General features: G+C 66.1%; 17 protein-coding genes and 1 pseudogene. 10 read left to right on the forward strand and 8 right to left on the reverse strand.

Going from position 1 to position 20,261, the window contains the following annotated elements:
- Positions 1–276 precede the first annotated feature (276 nt).
- The 6 genes from rarD to PKB_RS02495 form a co-directional block, all read right to left on the reverse strand.
- Positions 277–1,161: an EamA family transporter RarD gene (gene rarD / locus PKB_RS02470; protein ID WP_043248760.1), complete on the reverse strand. Its 885-nt coding sequence runs from the start codon at positions 1,159–1,161 to the stop codon at positions 277–279.
- A 199-nt stretch (positions 1,162–1,360) separates the two neighbouring features.
- Positions 1,361–2,335: a serine/threonine protein kinase gene (locus PKB_RS02475; protein WP_043248761.1), complete on the reverse strand. Its 975-nt coding sequence runs from the start codon at positions 2,333–2,335 to the stop codon at positions 1,361–1,363.
- Between the two features lie 70 nt (positions 2,336–2,405).
- Positions 2,406–2,852 (reverse strand): substrate-binding domain-containing protein, encoded by a 447-nt coding sequence (locus PKB_RS02480; RefSeq protein WP_052355152.1) that lies wholly within the window; start codon positions 2,850–2,852, stop codon positions 2,406–2,408.
- 81 nt (positions 2,853–2,933) lie between these two features.
- Positions 2,934–3,698, reverse strand: coding sequence for a TOBE domain-containing protein (locus PKB_RS02485; RefSeq protein WP_043248762.1), 765 nt, complete (start codon positions 3,696–3,698; stop codon positions 2,934–2,936).
- Between the two features lie 94 nt (positions 3,699–3,792).
- Positions 3,793–4,527: a ComF family protein gene (locus PKB_RS02490; protein WP_043248763.1), complete on the reverse strand. Its 735-nt coding sequence runs from the start codon at positions 4,525–4,527 to the stop codon at positions 3,793–3,795.
- Positions 4,528–4,563: 36 nt separating this feature from the next.
- Complete coding sequence (locus tag PKB_RS02495) at positions 4,564–4,857, reverse strand: hypothetical protein (RefSeq protein ID WP_043248764.1); 294 nt, start codon at positions 4,855–4,857, stop codon at positions 4,564–4,566.
- A 220-nt stretch (positions 4,858–5,077) separates the two neighbouring features.
- On the opposite strand from PKB_RS02495, the gene bioB reads away from it, so the two are divergent.
- The 10 genes and pseudogenes from bioB to PKB_RS02550 all read left to right on the forward strand — a co-directional run bounded on the left by bioB (position 5,078) and on the right by PKB_RS02550 (position 17,507).
- Positions 5,078–6,136 (forward strand): biotin synthase BioB, encoded by a 1,059-nt coding sequence (gene bioB / locus PKB_RS02500; protein WP_043248765.1) that lies wholly within the window; start codon positions 5,078–5,080, stop codon positions 6,134–6,136.
- Positions 6,137–6,249: 113 nt separating this feature from the next.
- Positions 6,250–7,463: pseudogene (bioF, locus tag PKB_RS02505) on the forward strand (8-amino-7-oxononanoate synthase).
- Positions 7,456–8,181 (forward strand): alpha/beta fold hydrolase, encoded by a 726-nt coding sequence (locus PKB_RS02510; RefSeq protein WP_043248767.1) that lies wholly within the window; start codon positions 7,456–7,458, stop codon positions 8,179–8,181. The pseudogene bioF and the gene PKB_RS02510 overlap by 8 nt, the downstream one beginning before the upstream one ends.
- A complete protein-coding gene (gene bioC / locus PKB_RS02515) occupies positions 8,174–8,977 on the forward strand; it encodes a malonyl-ACP O-methyltransferase BioC (RefSeq protein WP_043248769.1) in 804 nt (267 codons plus the stop codon). Before PKB_RS02510 ends, bioC begins: the two co-directional genes overlap by 8 nt.
- 52 nt (positions 8,978–9,029) lie before the next feature.
- Complete coding sequence (gene bioD / locus PKB_RS02520) at positions 9,030–9,719, forward strand: dethiobiotin synthase (protein WP_043248771.1); 690 nt, start codon at positions 9,030–9,032, stop codon at positions 9,717–9,719.
- Positions 9,720–9,788: 69 nt separating this feature from the next.
- A complete protein-coding gene (locus PKB_RS02525; RefSeq protein ID WP_043248774.1) occupies positions 9,789–10,022 on the forward strand; it encodes a hypothetical protein in 234 nt (77 codons plus the stop codon).
- A 316-nt stretch (positions 10,023–10,338) separates the two neighbouring features.
- The gene (locus PKB_RS02535) at positions 10,339–12,144 is read left to right on the forward strand and encodes a phenylacyl-CoA dehydrogenase (RefSeq protein ID WP_043248779.1); all 1,806 of its coding nucleotides are present in this window, start codon (positions 10,339–10,341) and stop codon (positions 12,142–12,144) included.
- Positions 12,145–12,304: 160 nt separating this feature from the next.
- A complete protein-coding gene (locus tag PKB_RS02540) occupies positions 12,305–13,585 on the forward strand; it encodes a GGDEF domain-containing protein (protein ID WP_043248782.1) in 1,281 nt (426 codons plus the stop codon).
- A gap of 122 nt (positions 13,586–13,707) precedes the next feature.
- A complete protein-coding gene (locus PKB_RS02545; RefSeq protein WP_043248784.1) occupies positions 13,708–15,504 on the forward strand; it encodes an acyl-CoA dehydrogenase C-terminal domain-containing protein in 1,797 nt (598 codons plus the stop codon).
- 224 nt (positions 15,505–15,728) lie between these two features.
- The gene (locus tag PKB_RS02550) at positions 15,729–17,507 is read left to right on the forward strand and encodes an acyl-CoA dehydrogenase C-terminal domain-containing protein (RefSeq protein WP_043248786.1); all 1,779 of its coding nucleotides are present in this window, start codon (positions 15,729–15,731) and stop codon (positions 17,505–17,507) included.
- Between the two features lie 524 nt (positions 17,508–18,031).
- Here PKB_RS02550 and PKB_RS02555 read toward each other — a convergent pair.
- The gene (locus tag PKB_RS02555; RefSeq protein ID WP_043248788.1) at positions 18,032–18,910 is read right to left on the reverse strand and encodes a LysR family transcriptional regulator; all 879 of its coding nucleotides are present in this window, start codon (positions 18,908–18,910) and stop codon (positions 18,032–18,034) included.
- Between the two features lie 413 nt (positions 18,911–19,323).
- Positions 19,324–20,022, reverse strand: coding sequence for a cyclic nucleotide-binding domain-containing protein (locus PKB_RS02560; RefSeq protein ID WP_043248790.1), 699 nt, complete (start codon positions 20,020–20,022; stop codon positions 19,324–19,326).
- Positions 20,023–20,261: the final 239 nt, after the last annotated feature.

Genomic DNA, 20,261 nt, shown 5'->3' on the forward strand with positions numbered 1-20,261 from the left:
TCAAAAAACGGACAGGGCGCTTCGGCCCATACACAAAAGCCGGGGATGCGTCTGTGGAAAACCCCTGGGTGAAACGCTAGACGCCTTGAGTGGCGGCGTCTGTAGCTTGTTGGGCGATATTTGAACAGCTGCGGTGATGGAGTAGCGGGCTGTGTATGGCGTGTCGCCCAGGGTGCGGTTATCCCCGTCGACATTGGAAGAGCTTGTGGAAAAGCTTCGGGTAATCCTCTGCAGACCTTGCTGCGCGGGGTCTGCAGAGGGTTGGTCGAGAAATGATCAGTCGCGGCGCAGGCGGTAGAAGATATCCACGCTGTAGACCAGCAAGGCCAGCCAGATGAAGCCGAAAGAGACCAGGCGCGCCGGGCTCAGGTGCTCGTCGAAGAGCAGCACGGCCTGCAGCAGCACCAGGGTCGGCGCCAGGTACTGCAGGAAGCCCAGGGTCGCGTAGGGCAGGTGGCGTGCGGCGGCGTTGAAGCTCACCAGCGGCACCAGGGTGATAGGGCCGGCAGCGACCAGCCAGAGTGCCTGCGAGGAGGTCCAGAAGTCCGCGTGCACGCTCGGGCCGTCGGCGAACAGCAGCAGCCAGCCGAGGGCCAGCGGCAGCAGCATCCAGGTTTCCACCACCAGGCCGGGCAGCGCGGCGACCGGTGCCTGCTTGCGGATCAGGCCGTAGAAGCCGAAGGTCAGCGCCAGCACCAGAGAAACCCATGGCAGGTTGCCCAATTGCCAGACCTGCTGGGCTACACCGAGGGCGGCCAGGGCCACTGCGACCCACTGCAACGGGCGCAGGCGTTCGCGCAGGAACAGCATGCCCAGCAGCACGTTGATCAGCGGGTTGATGTAGTAGCCCAGGCTCGCTTCGAGCATGTGCCCGTTGTTCACCGCCCAGACATAGACCAGCCAGTTGCTGGCGATCAGCAGGCCGCTGGCGCCGAGCACGGCGATGCGTCGTGGGTTCTCGCGCAGCTCGCGCCACCAACCGGGATGCTTCCACACCAGCAGCAGTGCTGCACCGAACAGGGCGGACCAGATGGCGCGGTGGGTGATGATTTCCAGCGCCGGGATGCGTTCGAGCAGTTTGAAGTAGATCGGGAAGAGTCCCCAGATCACGTAGGCGGTCAAACCCAGTGCGTATCCCCGGCGGGGATTGGCGGTGGCCATGGAACGTCCTTGAGGCAGAAAGAGAAAGGCCGGGGGATTTTAGGTGCGGCGCCCGGAGTTGTCTGTGTGTTCAGGTTTGCCGGCGGGGTGGCGGAGGAGAAGGGCGTAACGAAGGTTTTACGGACTTCTAGGTCCCCGCGTTCGCGGGGGTGACGCCTAACCTCGTCATTCCCGCGAACGCGGGAACCCAGTGAAGCGTTCAAAACAGCCGCAACGGCTCCTCATCCAGCGCCGCCAGTTGCTCGCGCAGCACCAGCACCTGCTCGCCCCAGTAACGCTCGCTGCCGAACCAGGGGAAGCTCGGCGGGAACGCCGGGTCGTCCCAGCGGCGCGCCAGCCAGGCGCTGTAGTGCATCAGGCGCAGGGCGCGCAGGCCTTCGATGAGCGGCAGCTCGCGGGCATCGAAGTCGTGGAATTCCTGGTAGCCGTCGATCAGCTCGGAAAGCTGCCCCAGGCGCTCATGGCGCTCGCCGGCCAGCATCATCCACAGGTCCTGCACGGCCGGCCCCATGCGGCAATCGTCGAGGTCGACCATGTGATAGACGTCGTCGCGGCACAGCAGGTTGCCCGGGTGCAGGTCGCCATGCAGGCGGATCGGCGTGTAGCGATTCTCGGCGAACAGGCTGTCGAGGCGCTTGAGCAGGTCGCGCGCCACCGATTCGTAGGCTGGCAGAAGGCTCTTCGGCACGAAGTTGCCGTTCAGCAGGGTGGCCAGGGATTCATGGCCGAAGTTATCCACCGTCAGGCTTTCGCGGTGGGCGAAGGGGCGCGTCGCACCCACCGCGTGCAGGCGACCGAGCAACTGACCGAGGCGGTAGAGCTGGTCGAGGTTGCCCGGCTCCGGGGCGCGGCCGCCGCGGCGGGGGAAGAGGGCGAAGCGGAAACCGGCGAATTCGAAGAGGGTTTCGCCATCGCGGTTCAGCGGTGCCACTACCGGCACCTCGCATTCTTCCAGCTCGGCGCTGAAGGCGTGCTCCTCGCGGATGGCCTCGTCGCTCCAGCGGCCGGGGCGGTAGAACTTGGCGATCAGCGGCTGCTCGCCTTCGATGCCGACCTGGTAGACGCGGTTCTCGTAGCTGTTCAGCGCCAGGACGCGGGCATCGCTGAGGTAACCGAGGCTCTCCACCGCATCGAGGACCAGGTCGGGGGTGAGGGCGGAGAAGGGGTGCGACATGGCGGGCGTCCGAAGGTTGAGCGGCCCTCTAGTCTACGCGGCCCTCCGCCACTTGCCGAACCCTCTCGCCTCAGCGCATGCAGCTACCTTCCCCGGGCAGCGCGTAGCCGGCCTGGCGCAGTGCCTCCGGATGCTGGCGCAGGTAGACGATGAAGCGCTCGGCCAATGCGTGACGGGGGCCTTCGACCAGCACCAGGTATCGCCGCGCCTGTGCGTCACAGGCGTAGGTGGCGGGGGCTTCTCCGCGCCCATTGGCGTGCAGTTGCGCGGCAGCTGCCTGGTCATCCGGGAAGAACATGTCGAAGGCGGCACCCTGGGCGATTTCCCCGCCCAACTCGGTGTCATTGCCCTCGATGAGCAGCACCTTGTTGCCGGTGTCCAGCTGGTACTGGTCCACCAGGCGTTCCAGCAGCGGCATGGGTTGGTGGGCGCTGGCGACGCGCAGGACGTCAGGGGTGGCCTGCGACAGGCCAGGCAAGGCCAGCAGGCTCAGGCAGAGGAGGGTGGGAAGGCGCATGGCGCGGCTCCGGTGGCAAGTGGGATTGGCGCATTGAAACGCCGATCCCTCGGGCCTCCATTGACATGCGGCAGGCTTTTTTCAGAGCGGGGTGCCGAGGATCACCTGGGCCGGGGAGAACTGCGCGCGCACGGTGTCGCCGGGGGCCAGGCGCAGGATGTCGATGCGCTCCTGGTCGACCAGCGCACACAGCGTCTGGCCGCTGGGCAGCTGGATGCGGACTTCGCAGGGGCCGTCGCCGGACTCGCGGATTTCTTCGATACGCCCCTCCAGCGCGTTGAGTCCTTGGGGACATTCGATCTTCGGCAGGTCGACGTAGAGCCAGCCGGCCTTCATCAGCGCGATCACCGGCCGACCGTCGCCCAGCTCCAGCTTCTCGGTGCTCTCGCGAGTAACCCTCGCGCGGATGTGGGCGCCACCAGGGAGTTCGATGGTGATCAGGTCGTTCAGGCCTTGCTCCTCGATGCCGCAGACGCGCCCGTGCAGCTGGTTGCGCGCGCTGGTGCGCATCATCAGGCGGCCGATCAGCTCCAGGTCCTCTTCCTGCTCGACTGACTCGAGCATCCGCTCGCGCAGCACCTCCAGGCGCTGGTAGAGCGCCAGCAGGCGTTCGCCGGCCGGGGTCAGGCGCGCGCCGCCGCCGCCCTTGCCGCCGACACTGCGCTCCACCAGCGGACGCTCGGCCAGGTTGTTGAGCTCGTCCACCGCATCCCAGGCGGTCTTGTAGCTCATGCCGGCAGCCTTGGCGGCCTGGGTGATGGAACCGAGCAGGGCGATCTGGGCGAGCAGGGCGATGCGTTGCGGGCGGCGGGTGACGTGCTGGGTCAGCAGGCTGAGGGTGGTCATGGACATCGTTTTTATTGGCGTTGGAATCAGGCGAGGCTGGTGCGCTCGTCGGGAAAAGGCAAGCGGAATCCGCCGGGCGTGTGCGCCGGTCGAGTCAGCCCGGCTTGGGCGTGCGCGCCAGGCAGTAGACGTCGACCCGCCGGGCCCCGGCCCGCAGCAGCAGGGCTGAAAGGGTGTCGGCGGTAGTGCCGGTGGTGAGCACGTCGTCCACCAGCGCCAGGTGGCGACCGCGCAGGGAGGCCGGGTTATCCACAGTGAAAGCATGGCGCAGGTTGCGCTTGCGGGCCGCTGCGTCCAGGCCTTGCTGTGGCGGGGTGTCCAGGACCCGGCGCAGCGGATCGGCGTAGGCCAGCCGCAGGTCGCGGGCCAGCCAGCGGGCGAGCAGTTGCGCCTGGTTGAACCCACGCTGGCGCTGACGGCGGGCGGACCAACACGGCACCGGCAGCAGCAGGTCCGGAACCGCCAGGCCCTCGCTGTAGGAATGCTGCAGATGCCGCGCGAGCAGGCTGCCGAGCAGACGGCCCATCGGTCGATCGCCGTGGTGCTTGAAGGCGGGGATCAGGCTGTCGAGGGGAAACCCGTAGTGCCAGGGCGCCTCGGTGTGGGCGAACGCCGGTGGTCGGCGCAGGCAGCCGCCGCAGTCCAGACCCTGGGTCGGCAGCGGCAGCGCGCAGCGCGGGCAACGCCCGCTAAGCCAGGGCAGGTCCGCCTCGCAGCCCGCGCACAGCGGCAGGTCGGAGCCGTGTGCGACGCCGCCGCAGAGCAGGCAGTCCGGGCGCGGGAAGGTCCAGCGTGGGCGCAAGCGCCCGATGAGTCGAGAGAAGTGCATCCGCGGCCTCCTGGCGGGTGGGAGGCGGCGGGAGACTCAGTGGATCAGCCAGCTCATCACGATGAGCCCGAGGAAGGTGAGTATCAGCCCGCCGAAGATCGAGCGCCGCAGCAGGGCGCGGACGCCACTGTAGAGAAGCAGCAGGCCGACGAAGAGTAGGACGAAGCTGAAGATCGAGACGTCCATGCCGATGGCCTTGGCCATACCGTGGAGGAACGCGTCCATGGCGCCCCAGATCATGCCGAGGAACCCGGAGAGGAATTCGACGAGGAAGCGGATGATCTTGCCGACAGTCTGGCCGAGCCAGTCGAAGACGCCTTCTGTTGCCATGGGTGCCTGGGGTTCCCGATCGATGCTGGTGGTGAGGTGGCGGATTGCCTTCAGGTCAATCAGTAAGTGATCAATATTTGATCACTTGTCGACCTGTGACTTTAACTTGGTTGACAGCGACCAAGGCTTACATATGATGCCTCGAAAGCCTGATCCGTCGCGCGCCCCGCGTGCTGTCCGAGAACAACGAGGCGCCCTCCAGCGTCCAAGGATTTTCCCCATGAGTGCAACCGCATCCGTCGCCACCCGTCATGACTGGACTCTCGCCGAGGTCCGCGCGCTCTTCGAGCAGCCCTTCAATGACCTGCTGTTCCAGGCGCAGACGGTGCACCGGGCGCACTTCGATCCGAACCGCGTGCAGGTCTCGACCCTGCTGTCGATCAAGACCGGCGCCTGCCCGGAAGACTGCAAGTACTGCCCGCAGTCCGGCCACTACAACACCGGCCTGGACAAGGAAAAACTGATGGAAGTGCAGAAGGTGCTGGAGGCGGCCGCCGAGGCCAAGGCCATCGGCTCCACCCGCTTCTGCATGGGCGCGGCCTGGAAGCACCCGTCGGCCAAGGACATGCCCTATGTCCTGGAGATGGTGAAAGGCGTCAAGAAGCTCGGCCTGGAAACCTGCATGACCCTCGGTCGCCTGGACCAGGAACAGACCCAGGCGCTGGCCGAAGCCGGCCTGGACTACTACAACCACAACCTCGACACCTCGCCGGAGTTCTACGGCAACATCATCACCACCCGTACCTACAGCGAGCGCCTGCAGACCCTGGCCTACGTGCGCGAGGCGGGGATGAAGATCTGCTCCGGCGGCATCCTCGGCATGGGCGAGTCGGTGGACGACCGCGCCGGCCTGCTGATCCAGCTGGCCAACCTGCCGGAGCACCCGGAATCCGTACCGATCAACATGCTGGTCAAGGTCAAGGGCACCCCGCTGGCCGAAGAGAAGGATGTCGATCCGTTCGACTTCATCCGCACCCTGGCCGTGGCCCGGATCATGATGCCGAAATCCCACGTGCGCCTGTCCGCCGGCCGCGAGCAGATGAACGAGCAGATGCAGGCCCTGGCCTTCATGGCCGGCGCCAACTCGATCTTCTACGGCGAGAAACTGCTGACCACCAAGAACCCGCAGGCCGAGAAGGACATGCAGCTGTTCGCCCGCCTCGGCATCAAGCCCGAAGAGCGTGAAGAGCACGCCGACGAAGTGCACCAGGCTGCCATCGAGCAGGCGCTGGTTGAGCAACGCGACTCGCAGCTGTTCTACAACGCCGCCTCGGTTTGATCTGCTTTTCTTTGTAGGAGCGAGCCTGCTCGCGAAGGTCCTGCAGCGGGGCTGATTCGCGAGCAAGCTCGCTCCTACAGAGTGGCTTCCGGACGGAAGCTAAGGGGTTGCGCATGTCCTTCGATCTCTCCGCCCGTCTTGCCCAGCGCAAGGCGGACGATCTCTACCGCCAGCGCCCGCTGCTGGAATCGCCGCAGGGGCCGCTGGTGCGCCTCGACGGCCGGCCGATGCTGGCCTTCTGTTCCAACGACTACCTGGGCCTGGCCAATCATCCCGAAGTGATCGCTGCGCTGCGTGACGGCGCCGAACGCTGGGGCGTGGGCGGTGGCGCTTCGCACCTGGTCAACGGCCATTGCGGCCCGCACCACGAACTGGAGCTGGCGCTCGCCGAATTCACCGGGCGACCGCGCGCATTGCTGTTCTCCACCGGCTACATGGCCAACCTGGGCGCGGTGACGGCGCTGGTCGGCAAGGGCGACACCGTCCTGGAAGACCGCCTCAACCATGCCTCCCTGCTGGACGCTGGCCTGCTGAGTGGAGCGCGCTTCTCGCGGTACCTGCACAACGATGCGGCCAGCCTCGCGTCGCGCCTCGGCAAGGCCGAGGGCAACACCCTGGTGGTCACCGACGGCGTGTTCAGCATGGACGGCGACCTCGCCGACCTGCCCGCGCTCTGTGCCGAGGCGAAACGCCATGGCGCCTGGGTGATGGTCGACGATGCCCACGGCTTCGGCCCGCTGGGCGAAAACGGCGGCGGCATCGTCGAGCACTTCGGCCTCAGCCAGGAAGACGTGCCCGTGCTGGTCGGCACCCTGGGCAAGGCTTTCGGCACGGCCGGTGCTTTCGTCGCCGGCAGCGAAGAGCTGATCGAGACCCTGATCCAGTTCGCCCGCCCGTACATCTACACCACCAGCCAACCGCCGGCGGTGGCCTGCGCGACGCTGAAGAGCCTGGAGTTGCTGCGCAGCGAAAGCTGGCGCCGCGAGCACCTGCGCGTGCTGATCGAGCGCTTCCGCCGGGGCGCCGAAGCCATCGGCCTGACCCTGATGGACAGCGCCACGCCGATCCAGCCGATCCTCATCGGCGGCAGGCGCCCCGCCCCAGGGCCCTCGCGCTGTCAGCCGCGCTGCGCGACCACGGCATCCTGGTCGGCGCCATCCGTCCGCCGACCGTGCCGGCTGGCAGCGCCCGCCTGCGCGTGACCCTGAGCGCCAGCCACAGCGAGGCGCAGGTCGACCGCCTGCTCGAAGCGCTGGAGCAGAGCTGGCGGCAGGTTTCGAGCAGCCTGCTGGCGGAAATCGATGCGGAGGAGGGCGACGATGCGTGACCAACTGATCCTGCTGCCAGGCTGGGGCCTGGGCAGCGCGCCGCTGGAGCCGCTGTGCGATGCGCTGCGCGAGCAGGCGCCGCACCTGGCCGTGCATATCGAGCCGCTGCCGGCGGATGGCGACGCCGCGACCTGGCTGGACAGCCTCGACGACGAAGTGCCGCGCGACGCCTGGCTGGCCGGCTGGTCTCTCGGCGGCATGCTCGCCGCCGAACTGGCCGCGCGCCGCGGCGAGTCCTGCCGTGGGCTCATCACCTGCGCCGCCAACGCCAGTTTCCGCCAGCGTGACGACTGGGCTTACGCCATGCCCAATACCGTCTTCGAGGACTTCTTCGAAGCCTTCCTGCTGGAGCCCGAACTGACCCTCAAGCGCTTCACCCTGCTGGTCAGCCAGGGCGCCCGCGATGCCCGCACCCTGGCGCGGCAGCTGCAGGTGGCCATGCCGGCGCCGCAGGTCGAGGCGCTGTCCGCCGGCCTGCAACTGCTCGGCAGCCTGGACACCCGTGGCGCGCTGAGCCGCTATCCCGGCCCGCAACTGCACCTGTTCGCCGGCAACGACGCGCTGGTGCCGGCCCGCGCCGCCGAGGCGCTGCTGGAGTGGCTGCCGGACGTGGAAGTCAGCGTCATCGAAGGCGCCAGCCACGGGCTGCCGCTGGAGCGCCCGGACGAGGTGGCCGCGGCCATCCTGCAATTCATTCACGAGGGTGACGATGTCTGAGTTACCGGCCGATGGCGTGCTGCCCGACAAGCGCCAGGTCGCTGCATCCTTCTCCCGCGCGGCCGCCAGCTACGATGCGGTCGCCGAACTGCAGCGCGGAGTAGGCGACAGCCTGCTCGAACGCGTGCCGGCCGACCTGGCGCCGCAGCGCTGGATCGACCTGGGCTGCGGCACCGGCTACTTCAGCCGGGCCCTGGAGCAGCGCTTCGCGGCTGCCGAAGGGGTGGCCGTGGATATCGCCGAGGGCATGCTGCGTTTCGCCCGCGAGCGCGGCGGTGCGCGCGCCTTCGTCGGCGGGGACGCCGAGCGCCTGCCGCTGCGCGAAGGCTGCTGCGACCTGCTGTTCTCCAGCCTCGCCATCCAGTGGTGCGCCAACCTGGGCGCGGTGCTGGGCGAGGCGCGACGGGTCCTGCGCGGCGGCGGGGTGTTCGCCTTCAGCAGCCTGTGCGTCGGCACCCTCGGCGAGCTGCGCGCCAGTTGGCAGGCGGTGGACGGCTTCGTCCATGTGAACCGCTTCCGCGAGTTCGCCGGGTACCAGGCGCAGTGCGCTGCCAGCGGATTGGAAGTGCTCGAACTCTTCACCGAAGACCGCGTGCTGCACTTCCCCGACCTGCGCAGCCTGACCCACGAACTCAAGGCGCTAGGCGCGCACAACCTCAACCCGGGGCGCCCTGGTGGCCTTACTGGTCGAGCCCGGGTGCGTGCGCTGATCGACGCCTACGAACAATTCCGTCAGCCCGAGGGCCTGCCGGCAACCTACAGGGTGGTTCACGCCGTCCTGCGCAAACCCGCTTGATCTACGTAGGCGCGCGCTAGCTCGCTCTTGCGATTGTTGTTTGAGGAATTCCATGTCCCACGCGTATTTCATCACCGGCACCGACACCGAAATCGGCAAGACCACCATCGCCTGCGGCCTGCTGCAGGCCGCCCGCCAGGCCGGGCTGTCGACGGCGGCGGCCAAGCCGGTGGCCTCCGGTTGCGAGCGCCGCCCCGAAGGCCTGCGCAACAGCGACGCGCTGGCGCTGCTGGACGAATGCACCCTGCCGCTGAGCTATGAAGAGGTGAATCCCTTCGCCTTCGCGCCGGCCATCGCACCGCACCTGGCGGCACGCGAAGTCGGCGTGGCGCTGAGCGCGGAAACCCTGATCGGCCCGGTGCGCCATGTGCTGGCCAAAGGTGCCGAATTCACCGTGGTGGAAGGCGCAGGTGGCTGGCGCGTGCCGCTGGCGGGCGAAGAGAGCCTGTCGGACCTGGCCATCGCGCTCGGGCTGCCGGTGATCCTGGTGGTCGGCGTGCGCCTGGGCTGCATCAACCATGCGGTGCTCAGCGCCGAAGCGATCCTGCGCGATGGCCTGCAACTGGCAGGCTGGGTCGCCAACATCGTCGACCCGCACACCTCGCGCCTGGAAGAAAACCTCGCGACCCTCGCCGAACGCCTGCCGGCGCCCTGCATCGGTCGCGTGCCGCGCCTATCCGCACCGTCTTCGCTCGCCGTGGCCTCCCACCTCGACCTGGGAATTCTCGACCTGCCTGACTGATGGCCTTTGAATATCATTGGAGATCCTGCTTGAATATCAGCCGGGTCTCACCTTCGACGAGTGAACAGCATGGAAATCTCCGGTAACGCATTCAGCACCGGTCTGCAGGGTCTGAACAGAAGCCTGCAGCAGGTCGACCGTGCTGCGTCCCGGGTCGCCGCGCAGCCGGCTGCTTCCAGCGGCGATGACCTGACCGCGCCGCTCGTCGATATGCAACAGGCCAAGTACGCCGCCCTGGCCAACAGCCGCACCCTGCAGGTGGCTGACCAGACCCTCGGGACGCTGATCGACATCAGCGTCTGACGTTTCGTAGCCCTTCAGAATCTCCCTTCAGTAATTTCTGCATTTCGGTAGGCCACTCGCTTACCGAGGCCCTTGCCCTGCGCTTTACTTGTTTCTCAGAAACCCTTGCCGGGCGGCGCTCTGACGCGCGCTCGCGAGCGTGACCGGGTGGTCGGTCTGCGCGCTTGACAAGGTTTTGGCGTAAACGTATGTTTCAAACGCCTGTTTGAGAGTCGGGGCGCGGACGCGCATCGACTGGGCGGCCGGGAACGCTCCCGCACAGCGACCGAACGAGCGGTCGCCCATTAACCAGAACCCTTCGTAGAGGTTTACCGCTATGCCTGATTACAAGGCCCCCTTGCGTGATATCCGTTTCGTTCGCGACGAGCTGCTGGGCTACGAAGCGCACTACCAGAACCTGCCGGGCGCCCAGGACGCCACGCCGGACATGGTGAATGCCATCCTCGAAGAGGGTGCCAAGTTCTGCGAACAAGTGATCGCTCCGCTGAACCGCGTCGGCGACCTGGAAGGCTGCCAGTGGAGCCCGGAAGGCGTTAAGACCCCGACCGGCTTCAAAGAGGCCTACAAGCAGTTCGTCGAAGGCGGCTGGCCGAGCCTGGCCCACGACGTCGAGCACGGCGGCCAGGGCCTGCCGGAGTCCCTGGGCATGGCCATCAGCGAGATGGTCGGCCAAGCCAACTGGTCCTGGGGCATGTACCCGGGCCTGTCCCACGGTGCCATGAACACCCTGCACGCCCACGGCACTCCCGAGCAGCAGCAGACCTACCTGACCAAACTGGTTTCCGGCGAATGGACCGGCACCATGTGCCTGACCGAGCCGCATTGCGGCACCGACCTGGGCATGCTGCGCACCAAGGCCGAGCCTCAGGCTGACGGCACCTACAAGGTCACCGGCACCAAGATCTTCATCTCCGCTGGTGAACACGACATGGCCGACAACATCGTCCACATCGTGCTGGCCCGCCTGCCCGACGCCCCGCAAGGCACCAAGGGCATCTCGCTGTTCATCGTGCCGAAGTTCCTGCCCAACGCCGAAGGCGGCGTAGGTGAGCGCAACGCCGTTTCCTGTGGCTCGCTCGAACACAAGATGGGCATCCACGGCAACGCTACCTGCGTGATGAACTTCGACGCCGCTACCGGCTTCCTGATCGGCCCGCCGAACAAGGGCCTGAACTGCATGTTCACCTTCATGAACACCGCTCGCCTGGGTACCGCGCTGCAAGGCCTGGCCCACGCCGAAATCGGTTTCCAGGGTGGCATCGCCTACGCTCGCGAGCGTCTGCAAATGCGTTCGCTGACTGGCCCGAAAGCCCCGGAAAAGGCCGCCGACCCGATCATCGTGCATCCGGACGTGCGCCGCATGCTGCTGACCATGAAGGCCTTCGCCGAAGGCAACCGCGCCATGCTGTACTTCGCTGCCAAGCAGGTCGACATCGTGCAGCGCAGCCAGGACGAAGAGCAGAAGAAAGCCGCCGATGCGATGCTGGCCTTCCTCACGCCGATCGCCAAGGCGTTCATGACCGAAGTCGGTTTCGAAGCCGCCAACCATGGCGTGCAGATCTTCGGTGGCCACGGCTTCATCGCCGAGCACGGCATGGAGCAGAACGTGCGTGACAGCCGTATCTCCTGCCTGTACGAAGGCACCACCGGCGTCCAGGCGCTGGACCTGCTGGGCCGCAAGATCCTGATGACCCAGGGCGAGGCGCTCAAGGGCTTCACCAAGATCGTGCACAAGTTCTGCCAGGCCAACGAAGGCAACGAAGCCGTCAAGGAATTCGTCGCACCGCTGGCTGCGCTGAACAAGGAGTGGGGCGAGCTGACCATGAAGGTCGGCATGGCTGCCATGAAGGATCGCGAGGAAGTCGGTGCCGCTTCGGTCGACTACCTGATGTACTCCGGCTACGCCTGCCTGGCCTACTTCTGGGCCGACATGGCGCGCCTGGCTGCCGAGAAACTGGCTGCCGGCACCAGCGAAGTCGCCTTCTACGAGGCCAAGCTGAAGACCGCGCGCTTCTACTTCCAGCGCATCCTGCCGCGTACCCGCGCGCATGTCGGTTCCATGCTGTCCGGCGCCAGCAACCTGATGGACCTGGCCGAGGAAGATTTCGCCCTCGGTTACTGATGGCTAGGCCGGGGCGACCCGGCCTCTCCCCAGTGCAAAAGCCCGCCTCCGGCGGGCTTTTTTGTGCGCCCCGACAAGCAGTGCAAGCGATTAAATGCCATCATTGGGCCACTTTGCCGCGCGCCCGCGAAGAGGCGTCGGCCCACTCCTGGATTCCTTCGTGCTCGCACTTGCCCGTTACCGGCCCAGTCATTTTCTCGCGCCCTTGCTGTTCCTGCCGGCAGGCCTGGTTGCGGGCTCCTTGCCGGCGATGAACGAGTTCTTCTTCTCTTTGTTCAACGTCCTGCCAACCGTGCTCCTGCTGCTCGGCGGCGCCCTCTGCCTGATCTACGGACGGCAGCGCCAGCTGTTCATGCTGGCGGTGGTGTACATCGGCTACTTCCTGCTCGACACGCAGGTCGATTTCTACCGCGATACGGGAGCGCCGCGCGCCGATGCGCCGCAGGTCTATCACCTGGTCTGCCTGTTGTTGCCGCTGCTCTACGGGCTGTATGGCATCTGGCAGGAGCGTACCCACCTGCTGCAGGACATGTTCGCCCGCGGCGCCGTGCTGGCGGCTGTCGCCGCACTGGCCACCGGGCTGTCGCGCAGCTTTCCCCAGGGTTTGCTCGACCTGGTCAGCAGCGTCTACTGGCCGTCCCTGCAGGTCCACTGGATGGTCCTGGCGCAGCTGTCGTACCTGGCGTTCCTGCTGGCCTTCGGCTTACTGCTGACCAGCTATCTGCGCCAGCCAAGGCCGTTGCATGCCGCGCAGTTGCTCGGTCTGTTCGGCCTGTTGTGGATGCTGCCCAAGGTCTTCCTGTTGCCCTACGCGCTGCACGCGATGAGCAGCCTGGTGATGTTCAACCTCACCGCGGCGGTGGCCCACGAGGCCTACCTGATGGCCTTCCGCGATGAACTCACCGGCTTGCCCGGACGCCGCGCGCTCAACGAGCGCTTCCAGCGCCTCGGCCAGCAGTACGTGCTGGCGATGGTCGACGTCGACCACTTCAAGCGCTGCAACGACACCTATGGCCACGACGTCGGCGACCAGGTGCTGCGCATGGTCGCCAGCCGCCTGCGCAAGATCGGCGGGGGGGGGGAGGGGTATCGCTACGGTGGCGAGGAATTCACCCTGGTCTTCCCGGGCAAGTCGATGGAAGCCTGCCTGCCGCACCTGGAAGACATTCGCCAGATGATCGAGGGCTACGCCATGCAACTGCGCGACCGTGGTTCGCGCCCCGGCGACGACCGCCAGGGCCGCAGCCAGCGGCGCGGGCAGAGCAGCCAGGCGATCAGCGTGACCATCAGCATCGGAGTGGCCGAACGCGACGCCGAACAGCGCACCCCGGAGGAGGTGGTCAAGTCTGCCGACCAGGCGCTCTATGCGGCCAAGAGCGGCGGCCGCAACCGCGTCTCGGTGCACGGCAAGAGCCGTCGCGGCGCGGTGCGCACGGCCTGATGCGGCGGCGGGTTATGGTCGCGCATTCATCGCATGCAGGGTGATTGCCTGTAGTTTCCGGAGCACAGTAGGTTCAGACCTTTCGCGCGCCGTTCTGGCGCGGTACCGACTGGAGAACTGCCATGCCCGATTACAAGGCCCCCCTGCGTGATGTGCGTTTCCTGATCGACGAAGTCTTCGATTTCGCCGGCGGCTACCAGGCGCTGGGCGCGACCGATGCCAGTCCGGACATGGTTTCGGCGATCCTCGAAGAGGGCGCCAAGTTCTGCGAGCAGGTGCTGGCGCCGCTCAATCGCTCCGGCGACGAAGAGGGCTGCCACTTCGACAACGGCGTGGTGACCACGCCCAAGGGCTTCAAGGAAGCCTATGCGCAGTACGTCGAAGGTGGCTGGAACGGCGTGTCCGCCGACCCCGAATACGGTGGCCAGGGCCTGCCGCCGTCGCTCGGCCTGCTGGTCAGCGAGATGATCGGCGCCTCCAACTGCTCCTGGGGCATGTACCCGGGCCTGACCCGCGGCGCCATGGCCGCCATCCACGCCCACGGCACCGCCGAGCAGAAGAACGCCTACCTGCCGCGCATGACCGCCGGCACCTGGACCGGCACCATGTGCCTGACCGAGCCGCACTGCGGCACCGACCTCGGCATCATCAAGACCCGCGCCGTGCCCAATGCCGACGGCAGCTACGCGATCAGCGGCACCAAGATCTTCATTTCCGCCGGCGAGCACGACATGAGCGAGAACATCATCCACCTGGTGCTCGCCAAGCTGCCCGACGCGCCGGCCGGCACCAAGGGCATCTCGCTGTTCATCGTGCCGAAGTTCACCCTCGATGCCGCCGGCGAGGCCGGTGCGCGCAATGCCGTCTCCTGCGGCTCCATCGAGCACAAGATGGGCATCAAGGCCTCGGCCACCTGCGTGATGAACTTCGACGGCGCCACCGGCTACCTGATCGGCGAGGCCAACAAGGGCCTGGCCTGCATGTTCACCATGATGAACCACGCGCGCCTGGGCACCGGGATGCAGGGCCTGTGCCTCGGCGAGACCAGCTACCAGGGCGCCGTGAAATACGCCCGCGACCGGCTGCAGATGCGCGCCCTGACCGGTCCGAAGGCGCCGGACAAACCGGCCGACCCGATCATCGTCCACCCGGACGTGCGCCGCATGCTGCTGACCATGAAGGCGTTCAACGAAGGCAACCGCGCGCTGGCCTACTTCACCGCGCAGCTGCTGGACGTCGAGCACCTCGCCGAAAGCGCCGAAGAACGCGAGCAGGCGGCCAACCTGCTGGCCTTCCTCACCCCGATCTGCAAGGCCTTCATGACCGAGACCGGCCTGGAAGCCACCAACCTGGGCATGCAGGTGTTCGGCGGCCACGGCTTCATCCGCGAGTGGGGCATGGAGCAGCTGGTTCGGGACTGCCGCATCGCCCCGATCTACGAAGGCACCAATGGCATCCAGGCCCTCGACCTGCTCGGCCGCAAGGTGCTCGGCAGCCAGGGCAAGCTGCTGATGGGCTTCACCAAGCTGGTCCACAAGCTCTGCCAGGAACACGCCGAACACCCGCAGCTGAAGGCCCAGGTGGCGCAGCTCGCAGCGCTGAACAAGCAGTGGGGCGAGCTGACCCAGAAAGTCGGCATGGCGGCGATGAAGAACCCCGACGAAGTCGGCGCCGCGGCCGTGGACTACCTGATGTTCTCCGGCTACATCACCCTCGGCTACTTCTGGCTGCGCATGGCCCTCGTCGCCCAGCAGAAGCTGGAGGCGGGCAACGGCGAAGCGGATTTCTACCAGGCCAAGCTGGCCACTGCTGACTTCTACTTCGCCCGCCTGCTGCCGCGCGCCGCAGCGCACAAGGCGGCTGTGGAGGCCGGTGGCGAAAGCCTTATGCGCCTGTCTGCCGAGCAGTTCGCGCTCTAAGGCGTCAGCGCATTCCCGACAGGCCCCCGCTGATACCGGGGGCCTGTTCGTTCCTGCATTTTGCAGTGCACAATTTTGTGACTGGAATTAGATAAATGGTCATATCATGGCGCTACAAACCTGAAGCGGTGTTGGAGTAGACTCCGGCAGCGCACCATTGCGTACGAATCATCCCGTTTTTGCTGGCTGCCCGTTCAGCCGCTGTTCGCTAGAGGAATCCGATCGTGGCTGACTACAAAGCACCCCTGCGCGACATGCAGTTCGTCCTCAACGAAGTCTTCGAGGTGGGCAACCTCTGGGCACAACTGCCCGGCCTGGCCGAGACGGTAGACGTCGAAACCGCCAACGCCATCCTCGAAGAAGCCGGCAAGGTCACCGCGGGCGTGATCGCCCCGCTGAACCGTAGCGGCGACGAAGAAGGCTGCAGCTGGAGCGCCGAAGGCGTGAAGACCCCGGCCGGCTTCCCCGAGGCCTATCGCACCTACGCCGAAGGCGGCTGGGTGGGCGTGGGCGGCGACCCGGAATTCGGCGGCATGGGCATGCCCAAGGTGATCGGCGCGCAGGTCGAGGAGATGGTCAACGCGGCCAACCTGTCCTTCGGCCTGTACCCGATGCTGACCGCCGGCGCTTGCCTGTCGCTGCTCAACCACGCCAGCGAAGCACTCAAGGCCAAGTACCTGCCGAACATGTACGCCGGCACCTGGGCCGGTTCCATGTGCCTGACCGAACCCCACGCCGGCACCGACCTGGGCATGATCCGCACCAAGGCCGAGCCCCAGGCCGACGGCAGCTACAAGATCAGCGGCACCAAGATATTCATTACCGGCGGCGAGCACGACCTGACCGAGAACATCGTCCACCTGGTGCTGGCCAAGCTGCCCGACGCGCCGGCCGGCTCCAAGGGCATCTCGCTGTTCCTGGTGCCGAAGGTGATGGTCAACGACGACGGCTCGCTCGGTGAGCGCAACGCCGTTTCCTGCGGCTCCATCGAACACAAGATGGGCATCAAGGCGTCCGCCACCTGCGTGATGAACTTCGACGGCGCCACCGGCTGGATCGTCGATGCGCCGAACAAGGGCCTGGCGGCCATGTTCACCATGATGAACTACGAGCGCCTGGGCGTTGGCATCCAGGGCCTGGCGACCGGCGAGCGCTCCTACCAGAGCGCCGTGGAATACGCCCGCGAGCGTATCCAGAGCCGCGCGCCGACCGGCCCGGTAGCCCAGGACAAAGCCGCCGACCCGATCATCGTCCACCCGGACGTGCGCCGCATGCTGCTGACCATGAAAGCGCTGAACGAGGGCGGTCGCGCCTTCTCCAGCTATGTCGCCATGCAGCTGGACACCGCCAAGTACAGCGAAGAGCCGGCCACGCGCAAGCGCGCCGAAGAGCTGGTCGCCCTGCTGACTCCGGTGGCCAAGGCCTTCCTCACCGACATGGGCCTGGAAACCACCGTCCACGGCCAGCAGATCTTCGGCGGCCACGGCTTCATCCGCGAGTGGGGCCAGGAGCAACTGGTGCGCGATTGCCGCATCACCCAGATCTACGAAGGCACCAACGGCATCCAGGCGCTGGACCTGATGGGCCGCAAGATCGTCGGCAGCGGTGGCGCCTTCGCCAAGCACTTCACCGACGAGATCCGCGCCTTCACCGCTTCGGCCGCTGCCGAGCTGGCCGAGTTCACCGGCCCGCTGAACGCCGCCGTGCAGAACCTGGAAGAACTGACCGCCTGGGTACTGGACCGCGCCAAGGGCAACCCCAACGAGATCGGCGCCGCGTCGGTCGAATACCTGCAGGTCTTCGGCTACACCGCCTACGCCTACATGTGGGCGCTGATGGCCCGCGCCTCGCTGGGCAAGGAAGGCCAGGACGAGTTCTACGCCACCAAGCTGGGCACCGCGCGTTTCTACTTCGCCCGCCTGCTGCCGCGTATCCACTCGCTGAGCGCCTCGGTGAAAGCCGGCAGCGAATCGCTGTACCTGCTGGACGCCGCGCAGTTCTAAGCGAGCGCTGCACGAGAATGCCCCGCCTCGGCGGGGCTTTTTCGTTTCAGCGAAATAACAGCCTTGTAAGCCTAGGCTTACAAGGCGCGGTGTCATTTGGCGTCTACCGAGTGCTTGGTTCGGTGGGTAATCTAACAACCAGTCAGGACATTGCGCAGGAAGCGCCAACGACAAAACGGAAAGAAAGGGATTCCACCACGGATGGTGGCCAGCACGGACGTCAGGATATCGGTCTGCAAAACCCCGCCCGCAAGGCGGGGTTTTTCTTTGCCTGCGATTTTTGCGGGCTGTTTTCTACGGGCGCAAATGACTTTTTGGGCCATTCCCCTTCGGGCCAGCGCAAGCGCTGTTCGCGATAGAGCCGCGTCCCGCGTTCGCGGGAGTGACGGGGTAAGGGGCTTGCTTCTTATCGTCTTCCCCGCCGCGAACGCGGGGACCCAGAAGTAACGTAGGAGCGGACCTTGTCCGCGATAGCCGGAATTCCGGGCGCGGTTCGTGGATGAGATCCACTCCTACAAAAAGCCTTACACCGCCCCTTCCAGCAGCGAGCGCAGCAGCTCCACGGTCGTGTGCTGACGCTGCGCATCGCGATAGACCAGCCCCACGCTCAGCGGAATGCGCGGCTCGCTCAAGGGCTTCCAGAGCAGATCGCGATTGCTGTTGGTCTGCCGTGCGCGGCCCGGCAGCACGGTGGCGAACTGGCTGTGTGGAAGGCTGTCGAGGATGCCGGTCATGTGGTTCAGCTCGGCCTGCACCCTGGGGCGCCGGCCGATGGCGGCTAGTTGCTCCTGCCAGATCTGCCGGGCGCGGAATTCTTCGCCGAGCAGCAGCATCGGCAGCTCCGCGGCCTGGGCCAGCGAGACCTTCTTGAATTCCCGCAGCGGATGGTCCGTCGGGATCACCAGCTGCAGCTCGTCCGGATACAGCTCCACCCCGTGCAGCGCCGGCTGGCGCGGCGGCAGGAAGCCGATGCCGATATCCAGCTGCCCGCCCATCAGCCGCCGTTCGATTTCCACCCCGGACAGCTCGTACATGCGCACCTGCAAGTGCGGCTGCGCGGTATGCAGACGCTCCACCAGATGCGGCACCAGGTTGGCATTCACCGTCTGCAACACGCCGATGGCCAGGCTGCGCGGGGAATGCCCGCGGAAGCCGCGCAAGGCATCGTGAGCGCGCTCCAGGCCATCGAGCAGGGGCACCGCGTGGTTGTAGAGGGTGTGTGCTGCGACTGTCGGCAGCAGACGTTTGCCGCTGCGCTGGAACAACGCCACATCGAGGTTCTGCTCGAGCTGGCGGATCTGCTGCGAAAGCGCCGGCTGGGACAGCGCCAGGCGTTCGGCTGCACGCCCTACGTGACCTTCCTCGTAGAGCGCGACGAAATAGCGGAGTTGGCGAAAATCCATAAGCGGGGCTTATCAACGAAACTGGAAAATCGAAATGGATAGGGACCTATCCGAGCGCCTAGTCTATTGCCACTCCGCCGCCACAGCGGGCTAGACAAAGGTGGAAGACGCCGTCATTCCGGGCGTTTCCATAGGCAAAGTCGAAGAGTGCAGGCGCCGACCTGCGCTGCCAGGGCCGTGATCAAGTGGAAGAGCGGATGGCCCGCCTGCAGGGCCCCGAATGCAGGAGAGCCGCTCCGTCGTCAGACGCAGCGGCTCTCCACAACCTGCCTCGCGCCCGCCCCCGGACGTCGTTTTGGTCCACCGGGGCGGCTTTTATCTGCCGAGGGTGCGCAACGCGCCTTGGCTCTTTGTAGGAGCGAGCTTGCTCGCGAACCAGCCCCGCAGCGGGGCTGCGGCGTTACAACTCGATCTCACCCCCCCGCCAGCGCGCATAGCTCGGTGAAGTCGACGATCTCCGTCTCCCGTCCGTTTACCTGCACCAGGCCGTTCTTCTGCAGGCGGGTGAAGCTGCGCGAGACGGTTTCCACCGCCAGCCCCAGGTAATCGCCGATCTCGTGGCGCGACATGCTCAGGCGGAAGCGCAGGGCGGAGAAGCCGCGCTCGCGGAAGTGCGCGGAAATGTTCAGCAGGAAGGCGGCGATCCGCGAGTCGGCATTGAGCCGCGAAAGCAGCAGCTTCATCTGCTGATCCTCGCGAATCTTCCGACTCATCATCAGCAGCAGCTGGTGCGACAGCCCGGGAATCTGCTGCGACAGCTGCTCCAGCTGGTCGAAAGGAATCTCGCTGCACAGCGTGCTTTCCAGGGCGATGGCCGACACCGGGTAGCTGCCCTCGTCCATGCCGGAGAAGCCGAAGATCTCGTTGGCGTAATAGAAGCCGGTGATCTTCTCGATGCCTTGTTCGTTGGTGGTCACCGTCTTCAGCGAACCGGAGCGCACCAGGTAGACGTTGTGGAAGGGGTCGCCCTGGCGGAACAGGTGGTCGCCCTTATGCAGCAAGTGGCCGGGCTTGATGATCGCTTCCAGCTCGAGAAGCTTGTCGTCGCTGAGGGTGGGCGGCGCCAGTCGACAGTTCTTGCAATACGGTTGCGGCTTCAACATCTGATTCATCCGATAGTCCCCTATACGCCAGCCGCAACCGCGTCCGGCGGCCGATTTCACTCCTAAGAACATAGCAACAGATGGGCGTCTGTCATCCACGGCTGACAGAGCTGTCCGTGCTGATGCGTGGCTTTTTCGATACTCGTTCGTAATCCGCGTCTGACCGCCTTTTCACCTGTTCCGGAGCAGCAGAAGCGGTGAATGGCCTCGTGTCCTTGATGGCGATAACTCGCGCGCAGGACCTGCCG

It is taken from the genome of Pseudomonas knackmussii B13, from assembly GCF_000689415.1.
Taxonomy (GTDB): Bacteria; Pseudomonadota; Gammaproteobacteria; order Pseudomonadales; family Pseudomonadaceae; genus Pseudomonas; species Pseudomonas knackmussii.

Coding starts and splice junctions, on each gene's coding strand:
- PKB_RS02475 (WP_043248761.1), bottom strand. CDS start 2,335: ATGTCGCACCCCTTCTCCGCCCTCACCCCCGACCTGGTCCTCGATGCG.
- PKB_RS02525 (WP_043248774.1), top strand. CDS start 9,789: ATGGAAATCTCCGGTAACGCATTCAGCACCGGTCTGCAGGGTCTGAAC.
- rarD (WP_043248760.1), bottom strand. CDS start 1,161: ATGGCCACCGCCAATCCCCGCCGGGGATACGCACTGGGTTTGACCGCC.
- PKB_RS02535 (WP_043248779.1), top strand. CDS start 10,339: ATGCCTGATTACAAGGCCCCCTTGCGTGATATCCGTTTCGTTCGCGAC.
- PKB_RS02495 (WP_043248764.1), bottom strand. CDS start 4,857: ATGGCAACAGAAGGCGTCTTCGACTGGCTCGGCCAGACTGTCGGCAAG.
- bioD (WP_043248771.1), top strand. CDS start 9,030: ATGTCCCACGCGTATTTCATCACCGGCACCGACACCGAAATCGGCAAG.
- bioB (WP_043248765.1), top strand. CDS start 5,078: ATGAGTGCAACCGCATCCGTCGCCACCCGTCATGACTGGACTCTCGCC.
- PKB_RS02545 (WP_043248784.1), top strand. CDS start 13,708: ATGCCCGATTACAAGGCCCCCCTGCGTGATGTGCGTTTCCTGATCGAC.
- PKB_RS02555 (WP_043248788.1), bottom strand. CDS start 18,910: ATGGATTTTCGCCAACTCCGCTATTTCGTCGCGCTCTACGAGGAAGGT.
- PKB_RS02490 (WP_043248763.1), bottom strand. CDS start 4,527: ATGCACTTCTCTCGACTCATCGGGCGCTTGCGCCCACGCTGGACCTTC.
- PKB_RS02560 (WP_043248790.1), bottom strand. CDS start 20,022: ATGAATCAGATGTTGAAGCCGCAACCGTATTGCAAGAACTGTCGACTG.
- PKB_RS02510 (WP_043248767.1), top strand. CDS start 7,456: ATGCGTGACCAACTGATCCTGCTGCCAGGCTGGGGCCTGGGCAGCGCG.
- PKB_RS02485 (WP_043248762.1), bottom strand. CDS start 3,698: ATGACCACCCTCAGCCTGCTGACCCAGCACGTCACCCGCCGCCCGCAA.
- bioC (WP_043248769.1), top strand. CDS start 8,174: ATGTCTGAGTTACCGGCCGATGGCGTGCTGCCCGACAAGCGCCAGGTC.
- PKB_RS02480 (WP_052355152.1), bottom strand. CDS start 2,852: ATGCGCCTTCCCACCCTCCTCTGCCTGAGCCTGCTGGCCTTGCCTGGC.